This window comes from Candidatus Pelagibacter communis (assembly GCF_001179925.1).
Classification (GTDB): domain Bacteria; phylum Pseudomonadota; class Alphaproteobacteria; order Pelagibacterales; family Pelagibacteraceae; genus Pelagibacter; species Pelagibacter ubique_E.
Genome location: NZ_CVSF01000041.1, coordinates 37730 through 51753 on the forward strand (window position 1 = coordinate 37730; position 14024 = coordinate 51753).

Below are 14024 nucleotides of genomic sequence, written 5' to 3' on the forward strand. Positions count from 1 at the left end.
AAAGAGAAATTTTGTAAAGAATAAGAAAAAAAATTAACTTTCTTGTTCAAATTTTTGGATTTTTTTACATGTTGAGATTTTTGAAATACCTTCTTCATTATTTAAAACAGTTTTTATATAAATTTCCTGTTTTCCTTTTTCAAATAAAATTTGAGTATAAAATTGAGGATAACCATGTTTATGTGTCAAAATTTTTCCGTTTTCTTCGTATATGTTTCTAACGTAAGTATTAGATTTTTTAACACTCAAGTCTGTTAATTTGTATTTTTGGTATGTTTTTTCTTTATAAACGTAATTTCTTGTCATAATTAACTCGGTCAGATTAAGAATGTATTCATTTTTTAAATATTCATCTTGTTTGTCATCACAAGCGCTCATGATGATTATTTCTGATTTCAAACTTTGAAAGGGTATAGTTATAAAAAAAAACAAAATAAAGAGTCTAATTTTTTTCATTTTTTTCAGCAAAAAATATTCCAATAAGAAGTAAAGCTGTCCAACCTAAACCTAAAAGACCTTTTAAAATACTTGTATCTGCACTCCAAATTTTAAGAACTAAGGCTCCAAAAATAAGACCAATAATATAAATTATAATGACAATTGAAGTTTTACTCATTTTTTAATCCTTTTTTAAATAAAGAAATACCATTTTCAATTTTATATGTATAGGACTCTTCAAAACTTTCTAATTGCCATCCAGAAAGTCTTTTCTTAATTATTTCAAGATTTTCTTTTTTCCATTCATCAGTTGTGTTTTCTAATTTCCATATTTTTTTTTCCTCATTACTTCTTCCACAACCATAACAATAACCTGTGCTTGGATCAGTCCTACAAATACTAATACAGGGTGAAATAATCATAGTAATATTATAAAAGAAAATTAATATATTATACAATAATTGTCGTTGGACAAATAGTTTCAATAATATATAAAACCTTTAAATTTGTGGGGCGATGGCGGAATTGGTAGACGCGTTGGTCTTAGGAACCAATATGGCAACATGTGAAGGTTCGAGTCCTTTTCGCCCTACCATAAAAATAATTTATGAAAGTTACCGTAGAAAATAAAAAAGGATTGAATAAAGATGTAAAAGTTTTCATTGATAAGAAAACAATGGACTTTTACATGAATGAAAAATATGAAGAAATTAAAAGCTCAGTAAACTTAAAAGGTTTTAGACCAGGAAAAGTTCCTAGAGAGATCTTAAAAAGACAATTTGGGAAAGCCGTGTTTAGTGAAGTTCTCAACAAAGTTTTAAAAGATACTTCAACAAAAGCATTAGAGGAAAAAAAAATTAAACCAGCAGGTCAACCTAAGCTAGATTTAAAAACTTATGGAGAAGATAAAGAATTAGAGTATGTTTTATCTGTAACTGAGTTACCAAAAGTAGATATAAAAGCAATTTCAGATATTAAATTTGATCAATACTCAATTAAAATTGATATTTCGGAGACAGATAAAAGAATAAAAGAAATAGCAAAAAATCAACCAAATTTTAAAGATGCTCCTCGAGACAAAAAAGCTGAAGAAGGAGATCTTGTTGTATTAGATTACAATGCTACAGTTGATGATAAACCTTTTAAGGGAAGTGAGGGTAAAAACACTCAGCTTACTTTGGGAAAAGATTTATTTTTAAAAGGTTTTGATAAACAATTAATTGGTGTCATGAAAGATGATACGAAAATTGTTGAAGCAGTTTTACCAGAAAATTTTCCAGAAAAAGAACTAGCTAATAAGAAATCAAAATTTACATGTAAAATAATTTCTATAAAAAAACCTGAAGATGTAAAAATAAATGATGAATTTGCAAAAAATCTTGGTGCAAAAAATCTTGAAGATTTAAAAAAATTAATATCTAATCAAATTACTGAAGAATATAAAAACTCATTAGATAGATTATCAAAAAATCAAATATTAAAACAATTAGAAAAATTTAAAATTGAAGATATTCCTGAGAATTTAATTGAGGAAGAGATTAAGATTTTATCTAAAGGTATGTCTGAGAAAGATGCAAAAGAAAGTAGAAAAAATTTTGAGGAAATTGCAAAAAAAAGAATTAAAACAGGATTAATATTAAACGAATTTGGAGAACAAAATAAGATAAAAGTTTCAGAGCAGGAACTTCAGGCTGAAATCCAGAAACAATTAAGAATGATGCCTGGTCAAGAGAAAATGGTAATGGATTTTTATCAAAAAAATCCTTCAGCAGTTGCTAGTCTCAGAGGAACAGTTTATGAAGAAAAGATCATTAATCTGATAAAAGAAAAAGCTAAATCAAATAAGAAAGAAATTTCAAAAGTAGAGGCAGAAAAGATTTTAAAGGAGTCTCAAAATGAGGTTAATACTCAAAGTATTAAAAAGGAAACAAAAAACTCTACCAAATCAAAACCAACAGTAAAAAAAACAAACAAAACTTCTTTTAAATCTAAAGCCTCAAAAAAAAAAGTTAGTAAAAAGTAATCTGAAGTTGTATAAACAATTCGAATCAAAATTTATGAATAAAATTTCAGAACACATGAGCAATTTAGTACCAATGGTTGTTGAGCAATCAAATAAAGGTGAAAGAGCATATGATATATATTCTAGGCTTTTAAAAGAGAGAATTATTTTTTTAACTGGGCAAATAAATGATAATGTTGCGTCTCTTGTAACGGCTCAGTTATTATTTTTAGAGGCTGAAGATCCTAAAAAAGAAATTTATCTATACATTAATAGTCCAGGCGGTTTAGTAACAGCGGGCCTAGGCATTTACGATACTATGCAATATATAAAACCTGAAATTTCCACTCTTTGTATCGGTCAAGCTGCATCTATGGGATCATTTTTACTTGCTGCTGGTTCTAAAGGTAAAAGATTTTCTTTACCGAATTCTAGAATAATGGTTCATCAACCGTCAGCAGGATTTCAAGGCCAAGCAACCGATATAGAAATTCATGCAAATGAAGTTTTAGCATTAAAAAAAAGGTTAAACGAAATATATTCGAAACATACAGGCAAGAATGTTGATGAAATAAAAAGTGCACTAGAGAGAGATAATTTCATGACTGCAGAAGTTGCCAAATCATTTGGATTAATTGATCAAGTAGTAGAAAAAAGGTCTTAACACACTACATGTTGAAGATTAAAAATTTGAAACTTGATATCAAGGAGTCTCATATAATAAAGTAATTAAACTGATTCGTTTAAAAAAACTATGAACACTAATAATAAGAATATTTTGTACTGTTCTTTCTGTGGAAAAAGCCAACATGAAGTAAGAAAACTAATTGCTGGTCCAACAGTATTCATTTGTGATGAATGTGTTGAATTATGTATGGATATTATCAAGGAAGAAAATAAAGATACCATTGTAAAACATCAAGATGGACTTCCTTCACCTAAGGAAATTTGTACCGTTTTAGATGATTATGTTATTGGCCAAACACATGCGAAAAAGGTTTTATCAGTTGCAGTTCATAATCATTACAAGAGATTAAATTACGAAAACAAAACAAGTAAAAATGTTGAACTTGCAAAATCTAATATATTGTTAGTTGGACCAACAGGATGTGGAAAAACCTTATTAGCGCAAACACTTGCAAGAATTTTAGATGTTCCATTTACAATGGCTGATGCTACTACTTTAACAGAGGCAGGATACGTTGGAGAAGATGTTGAAAATATAATTTTGAAATTACTTCAAGCTGCAGATTATAATGTTGAAAAAGCTCAAAGAGGAATAGTTTATATAGATGAAGTTGATAAGATTAGCAGAAAGTCGGAAAATCCATCAATTACTAGAGACGTTTCAGGTGAAGGTGTTCAGCAAGCTTTATTAAAAATTATGGAAGGTACTGTTGCAAGCGTTCCTCCTCAAGGGGGTAGAAAACACCCACAACAAGAATTTTTACAAGTAGATACAACAAATATATTATTTATTTGTGGTGGTGCATTTGCAGGATTAGATAAAATAATATCACAAAGAGATAAAGGCACATCAATTGGTTTTGGTGCAGACGTTAAAAATACTCAAGATAAAAAAACAGGTGAGTGGATGAAAAATTTAGAACCAGAAGATTTACTCAAATATGGTTTGATACCAGAATTTATAGGAAGATTGCCGATGATAGCAACTTTAGAAGATTTAGACGAAAAATCATTAATTAAAATTTTACAAGAACCAAAAAATTCTTTAACCAAACAATACCAAGAACTATTTAAATTAGATGGAGCTAAATTAACTTTTAAAGATAATGCTCTAAAAGAAATAGCCCAAAAGGCCATTAGTAAAAAAACTGGAGCCAGAGGTCTTAGATCAATTTTGGAGAACATTTTACTTAAAACAATGTACGACTTACCTAGTCAAGATAATATTGAGGAGGTTATAGTTGACGCTTCAGCGGTAAAAGGTCAATCTCAACCAATTTTAGTTCATTCTAAAAATAATGAAGGAAAATCAAAAAATAACAAAACATCAGCGGCTTAATATCCTTAATAACTTATAAAAAGCTATTGCAATATTTAATATAATATCCATATTCAATCTATGGATGTCAAAATTACATTACCGCTTCTACCTTTAAGAGATATAGTGGTATTCCCGAGCATGGTAATACCTTTATTTGTTGGTAGAGACAAATCTATTTCAGCACTAAATGAAGTGATGAAAAAGGATAAAAAAATAATTCTTGTTACTCAAAAAAATTCTGAAATTGATGATCCTAAAAAAACAGACGTTTTTATGTATGGTTGTGAAGGAAGTATTTTACAATTATTAAAATTACCTGATGGAACAGTTAAAGTTTTAGTTGAAGGTATTAAGAGAGTAAAAATTTTAGATTTTAAAGATAATGAGAAATTTATCATATGTGATTATACACCATATAATGACAGTGTAGATAAAGATGAAGACCTTTATCCTCTTGCAGCTACAGCAATTAGAAGACTTGAAAAACTAACTTCGATTAACAAAAAAATTTCTAATGAAACTATTAATTCAATAAAACAATTAAAAGAACCGTCACAAATTGCTGACAATATTGCATCTCATATAACTGCAACAATATCTGAAAAACAGCAAATATTTGAGACAATCGACGTTAAAAAAAGATTGAATGCTATTATTAAGATTATGGAAAATGAAACTAGCATTATTGGAGTTGAAAAAAGAATTAGAGGTAGAGTTAAGACACAGATGGAAAAAACTCAAAGAGAATACTATTTAAATGAGCAATTAAAAGCTATTCAAAAAGAATTGGGTGAAATTGAGGATGGAAAAGATGAGAACACAAGTTTAAATAAATCAATTTTGAAAGCAAAAATGCCTAAAGAGGTAGAAAAAAAATGTCTTCAAGAATTAAAAAAATTAAAAAATATGAGCCCTATGTCTGCAGAAGCAACTGTCGTAAGAAATTATCTTGATTGGATGATAGATTTACCGTGGCATAAAAAAAGTGAGGTTGCAATTGATTTAGGTAAAGCATTAGATGTTTTGGATAAAGATCATTTTGGACTTGAGAAAGTTAAAGAGAGAATTATTGAATTCCTTGCTGTGCAAAAAAGAATGGATAAAATTAAAGGCCCAATTCTTTGTTTGGTTGGTCCACCAGGAGTAGGAAAAACTTCATTAGGAAAATCTATTGCTAAAGCAACAAATAGAGAGTTTGTAAGAATGTCTGTTGGCGGTATGAGAGATGAAGCAGAAATACGTGGACATAGAAGAACTTATATTGGTTCATTGCCTGGAAAAATTATTCAAATGATGAAAAAAGCTGGAACTAAGAATCCATTAGTCTTGTTAGACGAAATAGATAAAATTGGAAATGATTATCGTGGCGACCCTTCTTCTGCTCTTTTGGAAGCTTTGGATCCAGAACAAAATACTTCATTTAATGATCATTATTTAGAAGTTGATTATGATTTATCAGATGTAATGTTTGTAACAACAGCTAACACACTAAATATTCTTCCTCCTTTATTAGATAGAATGGAAGTAATTAGATTAGCTGGTTATACTGAAGATGAAAAAATAAATATAGCAAATAAATTTTTATTACCTAAACAAATCAAAGATAACGGTGTTAAAGAAAATGAGATGAAACTTGATACAGATATTATTCAACAAGTTATTAGAAATTACACCAAAGAGTCTGGAGTAAGAAACTTAGAAAGAGAAATTTCTAAACTAGCAAGAAAAGTTGTCAAAAAAGTTGTCTCAGGTGAGCAAAAAGAAGTCAAAATAACTAAAGAAAATCTTAATGACTTTTTGGGTGTAGCAAAGCATAAATTTGGAGAACTTGAGACTGATAATAAAGTTGGAATAGTTACAGGACTTGCATGGACAGAATATGGTGGTGAAATTTTAAAGATTGAAACTGTAACTATGCCAGGCAAAGGTAGAATGCAAATTACGGGTAAGTTAGGTGATGTAATGCAAGAGTCTGTAAAAGCAGCTAAATCTTTTGTAAGATCAAAATGCCTAGAATATGGAATTATTCCGCCATTGTTTGAGAAAAAAGATTTTCATATTCATGTTCCAGAAGGTGCAACCCCAAAAGATGGACCTTCTGCAGGAATTGGAATGGTGACTTCAATTGTATCTTCTTTAACAAATATACCTGTTAGAAAAGATATTGCTATGACAGGCGAAGTTACTATTACTGGTCAAGTCTTACCAATTGGAGGTTTGAAAGAAAAATTATTGGCAGCACATCGAGCTGGAATTAAAGAAGCTATAATTCCAAAAGAAAATGAAAAAGATTTAGTTGATATGCCAAAAAAGATAATCGATGAGCTAAAAATTACTCCTGTTGAATATGCTGATCAAGTTTTAAAAATCGCTTTAACCAAAGAATTAAAAAGAACAGAATGGGTTGAAGTAGATTTAAGTAAAAAAGACGATAAATCTCAAGCAAGTATCCAATAAAAATTTATTTAATCATGGAATTTTTATTCATATTTTTAGGCTTAATATTTTTAATTTATTATTTATTTAGACCAACTTCTAAACAAGAGGAAGACAATTTTAACTCCAAAAATAATTGGAGAGGTGGTTTTTAAATATTTTCTGCATATTATCTCGAGTAATAAATCTTGACCTTAACATACTAAAAGATATAAATCACTGTTTTGGTTAAGGGCGGTTAGCTCAGTTGGTAGAGCATCTCGTTTACACCGAGGGGGTCAAAGGTTCGAGTCCTTTACTGCCCACCAAAATGATTTTTTAAGTGGGGGTGTAGCTCAGTTGGTTAGAGCGATCGCCTGTCACGCGATAGGTCGAGGGTTCGAGTCCCTTCACTCCCGCCACTTATTAGATTTTAGGAAATAAATACATTTAACGTTGATAATCGTTCTCAATAGTAGTGTATATTTTCAATAATGTGACCTAACTACACTTCATCAGTCAATAAAAAATGATATATATCTCAGCATGTTACCAGAATTTTTAATAGAATATTTGCCAATTATACTTTTTTTAGTGGTTGCTTTGGGATTAAGTGGAGCATTTATAGTAGTAAATTTTATTCTTTCTCCAAAAAATCCAGATCCAGAGAAATTATCTGCTTACGAATGTGGATTTGAACCATTTCAAGACTCTAGAATGGAATTTGATGTTAGATTTTATTTGGTCGCAATTCTTTTTATAATTTTCGATTTAGAAATAGCTTTCCTTTTTCCTTGGGCTATTTCTTTAGGAAATATTGGTTTACTTGGTTTTACATCAATGATGATCTTTTTATTCATACTTACTGTTGGATTTATTTATGAGTGGAAAAAAGGTGCTTTAGACTGGGAATAAAATAAATTTTATGAATAACAAATTAGAAAAAATTCCTGACGAATTTAAAAAACTAGCTGAAGATTTTGGTAAAAATGGTTTTATAACAACCTCACTAGATAACTTGATTAATTGGTCAAGATCTGGATCTCTTCACTGGATGACTTTTGGTTTAGCGTGCTGTGCTGTAGAAATGATGCAGACAGCGATGCCAAGGTATGATCTAGAAAGATTTGGAGCTGCACCTCGAGGTTCCCCTAGACAATCAGATGTTATGATTGTAGCTGGTACTTTAACAAATAAAATGGCACCAGCCTTAAGAAAAGTTTATGATCAAATGCCTGAGCCAAGATATGTAATATCAATGGGAAGTTGTGCAAATGGCGGTGGATATTATCACTATTCTTATTCTGTTGTCAGGGGTTGTGATCGAATAGTTCCTGTAGATGTATATGTCCCAGGCTGTCCACCTTCGGCTGAGGCTTTATTGTATGGGATTCTACAATTGCAAAAAAAGATAAGAAACAAGGGTTCTTTAAACAGATAATTATGAATACTTTAAATGAATTAGAAAAAAAGATTAATTCTGAACTTACGACAAAAATAAATAATTCAGAAATAAAACACGATCAGGTTTATATTGAAATTGATAAAGAAGATTTATTAGATGTAATTCTTTTTTTAAAAACAAATAGGGACACAAAATTTAGACAATTAATTGATATTACAGCTGTTGATTATCCAGAATTAAGTCAAAGATTTAAATTAGTTTATTTGTTATTAAGTCATGAATTTAATCAAAGAATTATAGTAAGTTATAGCGTAAATGAAAACGAGGTTATTAACTCATTAACATCGATTTTTCCTTCCGCAAATTGGATGGAAAGAGAAGTTTTTGATATGTATGGTATAAATTTTAAAAATCATCCAGACTTGAGAAGAATTTTGACAGATTATGGTTTTGAAGGCCATCCTTTAAGAAAAGATTTTCCTTTAACTGGACACACCGAAGTTAGATATAGCGAAGATGAAAAGAAAGTAGTCAATGAAGCAGTCAAATTAGAGCAAAATTATAGAAATTTTGATTATGAGAGTCCATGGGAAGGAACTAAATATATTAAAGAACTAAAAGATAAAAATGAAAAAAAAAATTAAGAATTTAAATTTAAATTTCGGTCCTCAACATCCTGCAGCTCATGGTGTTCTGAGATTAATACTAGAATTAGATGGAGAAGTAGTTGAAAAAGCTGATCCACATATTGGTTTACTACATCGCGGAACTGAAAAATTAATAGAAAATAAAACCTATATGCAAGCTGTACCTTACTTTGACAGGTTAGATTATGTAGCCCCAATGAATCAGGAACACGCTTTTGCATTGGCAATTGAGAAAATTTTAGAAATAGATGTACCAATACGAGCTCAATATATACGGGTGATATTTTGTGAAATAGGAAGAATATTGAGTCATATTTTAAATGTTACAACACAAGCACTTGATGTTGGAGCACTTACACCTTCTTTGTGGGGGTTTGAGGAAAGAGAGACATTAATGACATTTTATGAGCGAGCCTCAGGGTCAAGATTACATGCTAATTATTTCAGAGCGGGTGGAGTTCACCAAGATTTACCAGCAGGGCTAGAAGAGGATATTGGTAAATTTTGTGAATCTTTTCCAATAATCATTAATGATTTAGAGAATTTATTAACAGATAACAGAATTTTTAAACAAAGAAATGTTGATATTGGTATTGTAACTAAAGAAGATGCCTTAGATTATTCTTTTACAGGCGTAATGATTAGAGGCTCAGGTATTCCATGGGATCTAAGAAAATCGCAACCATATGATTGTTATGATAAATTAGAGTTTAAAATCCCAGTAGGTAAAAATGGAGATTGTTACGATCGTTATTTATGTAGAATAGAAGAAATGAAAGAGAGCATCTCAATAATTAAACAATGTTTATCAAGAATGGAAAAAGGAGCGATCAAATCTCAAGATGGAAAAATTAGTCCTCCCCCTAAAAAAGAATTAAAACAATCGATGGAAGCATTAATTCATCATTTTAAATTGTTTACTGAAGGTTATAGAGTTCCGAACGATGAAATTTATACTGCTGTAGAGGCTCCAAAGGGAGAGTTTGGTGTATATTTGATTTCTGATGGAACTAGCAAACCTTATAAATGCAAAATAAGAGCCCCAGGTTTTTCACATTTGCAATCAATGGATTATTTAATCAAGGGACATATGCTGGCAGATGTTCCTGCTGTGTTGGGTTCTTTAGATATAGTTTTTGGAGAAGTTGACAGATGACATTAAGAAAAATTTCAAAAGAACAACCTGATAATTTTGAATTTACAGAAGAAAATTTGAATGAGGTAAATAAAATTATCAAAAAATATCCTGAAGGAAAAAAACAAAGCGCTGTTATGTCTTTACTATACTTAGCACAAAAACAAAATGATAATTGGATACCATTATCAGCTATGAAGTATATTGGTAAACTTTTAGAAATGCCTTATGTCAAAGTTTATGAAGTAGCAACTTTTTATACTATGTATAATTTAACTCCAGTTGGAAAAAATTTTATTCAAGTTTGCACTACAACACCATGCATGATCAGAGGAGCTTATAAACTTGTTGAGGCGTGTAAGGAAAAAATTTCTGAAAATGAAAATGAATTTGTTAAAGAAAAAAATTGTTCTTGGATGGAAGTGGAATGTTTAGGAGCTTGTATTAATGCACCAATGATGCAGATTAATGATGATTATTATGAGGACTTAGATAAAGAAAAAACTTTAAAAATATTAGACCAAATTATTTCTGGAAAAAAACCAGAGCCAGGCTCTTACAGAGGTAGATTAAACTCAGAACCTGAAAATAATAGAAAGACTCTTTTGGATATAAAAAATGCTTAACGATAAAGATAGAATATTTAGAAATTTGTATAATGATTTAGGTTCAGATTTTGAGTCTGCTAGAAAAAGAGGTGATTGGTCCAATACTAAAGAGATTTGTGAAAAAGGAAAAGATTGGATAATTAATGAAATAAAACTTTCAGAGTTAAGAGGAAGAGGAGGAGCTGGATTTCCAACGGGATTGAAATGGTCATTTGCACCTAAAGAAGTTGGTTCAAGACCACATTATTTAGTCATAAATGCAGATGAGTCAGAACCTGGTACTTGCAAAGATAGAGATATTTTAAGATTTGAACCTCATAAATTAATAGAAGGATGTTTACTTGCCTCATATGCAGTCAATGTACATACCTGTTATATTTATATTAGAGGTGAATACTATAATGAAGGTCAGAAACTTCAAAAAGCGATTGATGAAGCTTATGAAAACAAAGTCATAGGTGAAAATGCGTCAGGCACAGGTTGGGACTTTGATATTTATATACATTATGGTGCTGGTGCATATATTTGTGGTGAAGAAACAGCTTTGCTTGAAAGTCTTGAAGGCAAAAAAGGACAACCAAGACTCAAGCCTCCTTTTCCAGCTTTAATAGGATTGTATGGATGTCCTACAATTATTAATAATGTTGAAACAATTGCAGTTGTTCCAACAATATTAAGAAGAGGTGGTGAATGGTTTTCCAAGTTGGGAAAACCAAAAAATACGGGAACTAAAATTTTTTGTATTTCAGGAAATGTAAATAATCCATGTAATGTAGAGGAAGAAATGGGAGTCCCTTTAAAAGATTTAATAGAGACTCATGCAGGAGGTGTTATCGGTGGGTGGGATAACTTGCAAGCTGTAATTCCGGGTGGATCTTCAATGCCTTTATTGCCCAAGAAGACATGTGATACGATTACAATGGATTTTGATTCATTGATGACTGAAAAAAGTGGTTTAGGAACAGCAGGGATAGTTGTTATTAACAAAGATCAAGATATTATTAAGTGTATGGCAAGAATTGCCAGATTTTATAAACATGAAAGCTGTGGACAATGTACTCCTTGTAGAGAAGGCTCGGGCTGGATGTGGAGAATGTTAGAAAGAATGGCAAAAGGGGAGGCGTCAAGGGATGAGGTTGATATGTTAATGGATGTAACAAAACAAATAGAGGGACATACAATCTGTGCATTTGGAGAAGGCTCTTCATGGCCAGTTCAAGGATTATTAAGACATTTTAAAGATGAAATTAAAAAAAGAAATAAATTTGATCCAATTGTTAAAGATAATAAAAATATTCCTTACCTAGTTGATCAACACTTATTGGATAAAAATGCTTAAATTAAAAGTAAATGATATTGATGTAGAAATAGAAGAGGGGCTGACTGTTCTTCAAGCTTGTGAAAAAGCTGGAGTGGAAATTCCAAGATTTTGTTACCACGAAAAATTATCGATAGCGGGTAATTGTAGAATGTGCTTAGTTGAAATGGAAAAATCCCCAAAACCAATAGCGTCATGTGCAATGCCTGCCGCAGACGGTATGGTCATAAAAACCAATACCCCAAAAATTGAAAAATCTAGAAAAGGAGTAATGGAATTTTTGTTAGCTAATCATCCCTTAGACTGTCCTGTTTGCGATCAAGGAGGAGAATGTGATCTCCAAGATCAGTCAATGTTTTACGGGATTGATAAATCAAGATTCAAAGAAAATAAAAGAGCAGTTCCAGATAAAAATATGGGACCCCTTATTAGAACTCAGATGACAAGATGCATTCATTGCACGAGATGTATAAGATTTGCAACTGAAATAGCTGGAGTACCAGAATTAGGAGCTATAGGTAGAGGTGAAGACATGCAAATAACAACTTATCTTGAAAAATCAATACAATCTGAACTGTCTGGTAATGTCATAGATTTATGCCCTGTTGGAGCTCTCACATCAAAACCATATGTTTTTGAAGCTCGACCATGGGAATTAAAAAAAACAGAGTCGATTGATGTAATGGATGCAGTTGGCTCAAATATTAGAGTTGACACTTATGACTGGGAAGTAAAAAGAGTACTACCAATAATTAATGAAGATATAAATGAGGAATGGATATCTGACAAAACAAGATATGCTTGCGATGGTCTCTTAAATCAAAGATTAGATACTCCATTTATTAAATATAATGGCAAATTTGAAAAAGCTAGTTGGGAAGAAGTTTTTAAGATAATAAAATCAAAAATCGAAAATACATCAAAAGATAAAATTGCTGGATTTGTTGGAGATTTAAGTAATATGGAGTCGAGTTATATTTTCAAAGAATTTTTTGATCGTACTTTAGACTCAAGCAACTATGAAAGCAGATCATCAAATTACTATGTAGATAATTCGGAAAGAGAAAATTATATATTTAATTCATCAATCAAAGGTATTGAAGATGCCGGTTTGATTTTCTTAATAGGTGCTAATCCAAGATTTGAAGCTACAATTTTAAACGCTAGGATAAGAAAATCTTTTTTAAATAACAATACAAAAATAATTTCTTTAAATGATGTGGGAGATTTAACATATTCATATGAAAAACTAGATGGACAAACAAAAACTATTGTTGATATTTTTCAAGGTCGAAATGATTTATCTAAAAAAATTATAAGCACAAAAAAACCCTTAATTATTTTAGGAGAGTCTTTTTTTAAAATAGAGTCAGCAAAATATATATTTGATTTAATCAAAAATTATTTGAAAAAAAATAATAAAATTTCAAGCGAATGGAATTCTTTAAATAAATTAACTTCCGATGCTGCTACTGTAGGTAGTTTAGATTTAAATATTATCAATCATAATGAAAATATGTTTGATGGATTAAATAATCATAAATATGAAATTATTTATCTTTTAGGTCAAGATGATTTAAAATTTTCAAAAAAAGATGAATTTATAATTTACCAAGGTAGTCATGGAGATAAAGGTGCTGAAATTGCAGATATAATTTTACCGAGTTCGGCTTATACAGAACAAAATGGATATTTTACAAATCTGGAGGGTAAATTACAAAAATCTTACAAAGCGTCTTATCCTCCCGGTGAAGCTAAAGAAGACTGGCAAATTATTAATGAACTTGCCGAATTTATGAATAATAGAAAACTATTTAATGATAAAGATGAATTAGAAAGCAGTATGTTTAACTTTATTAATTTAAAAAGAGAAAATAAAAATCTTCAAAAATCAAATATAGAAATAAATAACAGTTTTAAAAATGAAAAACTTTTGGTGGATTACAAAAGTTATTATTTTTCCAACGTAATAGCTCGAGCATCTAAAACTATGCTTGATTGTCATAATTCAAAAATAGGCGTCAAAAGAACAGGCACTTACGGATAAA

General features: G+C 30.3%; 14 protein-coding genes and 3 tRNA genes. 14 read left to right on the forward strand and 3 right to left on the reverse strand.

Annotated elements, in window-relative coordinates; translation table 11 throughout:
* Window positions 1–33: 33 nt before the first annotated feature.
* The 3 genes from AMN70_RS02800 to AMN70_RS02805 are packed head-to-tail and all read right to left on the reverse strand — an operon-like array spanning window position 34 to window position 860.
* The gene (locus AMN70_RS02800; RefSeq protein ID WP_179850374.1) at window positions 34–456 is read right to left on the reverse strand and encodes a hypothetical protein; all 423 of its coding nucleotides are present in this window, start codon (window positions 454–456) and stop codon (window positions 34–36) included.
* On the reverse strand, window positions 443–616 hold the full coding sequence (locus tag AMN70_RS05665; RefSeq protein ID WP_179850375.1) for a hypothetical protein: 174 nt from the start codon (window positions 614–616) through the stop codon (window positions 443–445). Before AMN70_RS05665 ends, AMN70_RS02800 begins: the two co-directional genes overlap by 14 nt.
* Window positions 609–860, reverse strand: coding sequence for a DUF1289 domain-containing protein (locus AMN70_RS02805; RefSeq protein WP_075501567.1), 252 nt, complete (start codon window positions 858–860; stop codon window positions 609–611). The genes AMN70_RS05665 and AMN70_RS02805 overlap by 8 nt, the downstream gene beginning before the upstream one ends.
* Window positions 861–948: 88 nt before the next feature.
* Here AMN70_RS02805 and AMN70_RS02810 point away from each other — a divergent pair.
* The 14 genes from AMN70_RS02810 (at window position 949) to nuoG (ending at window position 14023) form a co-directional block, all read left to right on the forward strand.
* Window positions 949–1033: transfer RNA gene (locus AMN70_RS02810), tRNA-Leu, on the forward strand.
* A 12-nt stretch (window positions 1034–1045) separates the two neighbouring features.
* Window positions 1046–2461, forward strand: a complete 1416-nt coding sequence (tig, locus tag AMN70_RS02815; protein WP_075501569.1) for a trigger factor — start codon at window positions 1046–1048, stop codon at window positions 2459–2461.
* A gap of 34 nt (window positions 2462–2495) precedes the next feature.
* The gene (gene clpP, locus AMN70_RS02820; protein ID WP_075501571.1) at window positions 2496–3104 is read left to right on the forward strand and encodes an ATP-dependent Clp endopeptidase proteolytic subunit ClpP; all 609 of its coding nucleotides are present in this window, start codon (window positions 2496–2498) and stop codon (window positions 3102–3104) included.
* A gap of 90 nt (window positions 3105–3194) precedes the next feature.
* Window positions 3195–4466 (forward strand): ATP-dependent Clp protease ATP-binding subunit ClpX, encoded by a 1272-nt coding sequence (gene clpX / locus AMN70_RS02825; protein WP_075501573.1) that lies wholly within the window; start codon window positions 3195–3197, stop codon window positions 4464–4466.
* 60 nt (window positions 4467–4526) lie between these two features.
* Window positions 4527–6905: an endopeptidase La gene (lon, locus tag AMN70_RS02830; protein WP_075501575.1), complete on the forward strand. Its 2379-nt coding sequence runs from the start codon at window positions 4527–4529 to the stop codon at window positions 6903–6905.
* Between the two features lie 211 nt (window positions 6906–7116).
* Window positions 7117–7192: transfer RNA gene (locus tag AMN70_RS02835), tRNA-Val, on the forward strand.
* Window positions 7193–7208: 16 nt separating this feature from the next.
* A tRNA-Asp gene (locus AMN70_RS02840) sits at window positions 7209–7285 on the forward strand.
* Window positions 7286–7409: 124 nt separating this feature from the next.
* Complete coding sequence (locus tag AMN70_RS02845; RefSeq protein ID WP_075501577.1) at window positions 7410–7778, forward strand: NADH-quinone oxidoreductase subunit A; 369 nt, start codon at window positions 7410–7412, stop codon at window positions 7776–7778.
* A 10-nt stretch (window positions 7779–7788) separates the two neighbouring features.
* Window positions 7789–8304: a NuoB/complex I 20 kDa subunit family protein gene (locus AMN70_RS02850; protein WP_075501580.1), complete on the forward strand. Its 516-nt coding sequence runs from the start codon at window positions 7789–7791 to the stop codon at window positions 8302–8304.
* Between the two features lie 2 nt (window positions 8305–8306).
* Complete coding sequence (locus AMN70_RS02855) at window positions 8307–8912, forward strand: NADH-quinone oxidoreductase subunit C (RefSeq protein WP_075501582.1); 606 nt, start codon at window positions 8307–8309, stop codon at window positions 8910–8912.
* On the forward strand, window positions 8896–10071 hold the full coding sequence (locus AMN70_RS02860) for an NADH-quinone oxidoreductase subunit D (RefSeq protein WP_075501584.1): 1176 nt from the start codon (window positions 8896–8898) through the stop codon (window positions 10069–10071). Before AMN70_RS02855 ends, AMN70_RS02860 begins: the two co-directional genes overlap by 17 nt.
* A complete protein-coding gene (gene nuoE, locus AMN70_RS02865; RefSeq protein ID WP_075501586.1) occupies window positions 10068–10676 on the forward strand; it encodes an NADH-quinone oxidoreductase subunit NuoE in 609 nt (202 codons plus the stop codon). The genes AMN70_RS02860 and nuoE overlap by 4 nt, the downstream gene beginning before the upstream one ends.
* Window positions 10669–11997: an NADH-quinone oxidoreductase subunit NuoF gene (gene nuoF / locus AMN70_RS02870; protein WP_075501589.1), complete on the forward strand. Its 1329-nt coding sequence runs from the start codon at window positions 10669–10671 to the stop codon at window positions 11995–11997. The genes nuoE and nuoF overlap by 8 nt, the downstream gene beginning before the upstream one ends.
* Complete coding sequence (gene nuoG, locus AMN70_RS02875; RefSeq protein WP_075501688.1) at window positions 11990–14023, forward strand: NADH-quinone oxidoreductase subunit NuoG; 2034 nt, start codon at window positions 11990–11992, stop codon at window positions 14021–14023. Before nuoF ends, nuoG begins: the two co-directional genes overlap by 8 nt.
* The last annotated feature ends 1 nt before the right edge of the window (window position 14024 follow it).

Excerpts from the sequence above, each read along its gene's own strand:
- AMN70_RS02805 (WP_075501567.1), bottom strand. The coding sequence starts at position 860 with ATGATTATTTCACCCTGTATTAGTATTTGTAGGACTGATCCAAGCACA.
- nuoF (WP_075501589.1), top strand. The coding sequence starts at position 10,669 with ATGCTTAACGATAAAGATAGAATATTTAGAAATTTGTATAATGATTTA.
- clpX (WP_075501573.1), top strand. The coding sequence starts at position 3,195 with ATGAACACTAATAATAAGAATATTTTGTACTGTTCTTTCTGTGGAAAA.
- AMN70_RS02800 (WP_179850374.1), bottom strand. The coding sequence starts at position 456 with ATGAAAAAAATTAGACTCTTTATTTTGTTTTTTTTTATAACTATACCC.
- AMN70_RS02850 (WP_075501580.1), top strand. The coding sequence starts at position 7,789 with ATGAATAACAAATTAGAAAAAATTCCTGACGAATTTAAAAAACTAGCT.
- AMN70_RS02860 (WP_075501584.1), top strand. The coding sequence starts at position 8,896 with ATGAAAAAAAAAATTAAGAATTTAAATTTAAATTTCGGTCCTCAACAT.
- lon (WP_075501575.1), top strand. The coding sequence starts at position 4,527 with ATGGATGTCAAAATTACATTACCGCTTCTACCTTTAAGAGATATAGTG.
- clpP (WP_075501571.1), top strand. The coding sequence starts at position 2,496 with ATGAATAAAATTTCAGAACACATGAGCAATTTAGTACCAATGGTTGTT.
- AMN70_RS02855 (WP_075501582.1), top strand. The coding sequence starts at position 8,307 with ATGAATACTTTAAATGAATTAGAAAAAAAGATTAATTCTGAACTTACG.
- AMN70_RS05665 (WP_179850375.1), bottom strand. The coding sequence starts at position 616 with ATGAGTAAAACTTCAATTGTCATTATAATTTATATTATTGGTCTTATT.
- nuoG (WP_075501688.1), top strand. The coding sequence starts at position 11,990 with ATGCTTAAATTAAAAGTAAATGATATTGATGTAGAAATAGAAGAGGGG.
- tig (WP_075501569.1), top strand. The coding sequence starts at position 1,046 with ATGAAAGTTACCGTAGAAAATAAAAAAGGATTGAATAAAGATGTAAAA.
- nuoE (WP_075501586.1), top strand. The coding sequence starts at position 10,068 with ATGACATTAAGAAAAATTTCAAAAGAACAACCTGATAATTTTGAATTT.
- AMN70_RS02845 (WP_075501577.1), top strand. The coding sequence starts at position 7,410 with ATGTTACCAGAATTTTTAATAGAATATTTGCCAATTATACTTTTTTTA.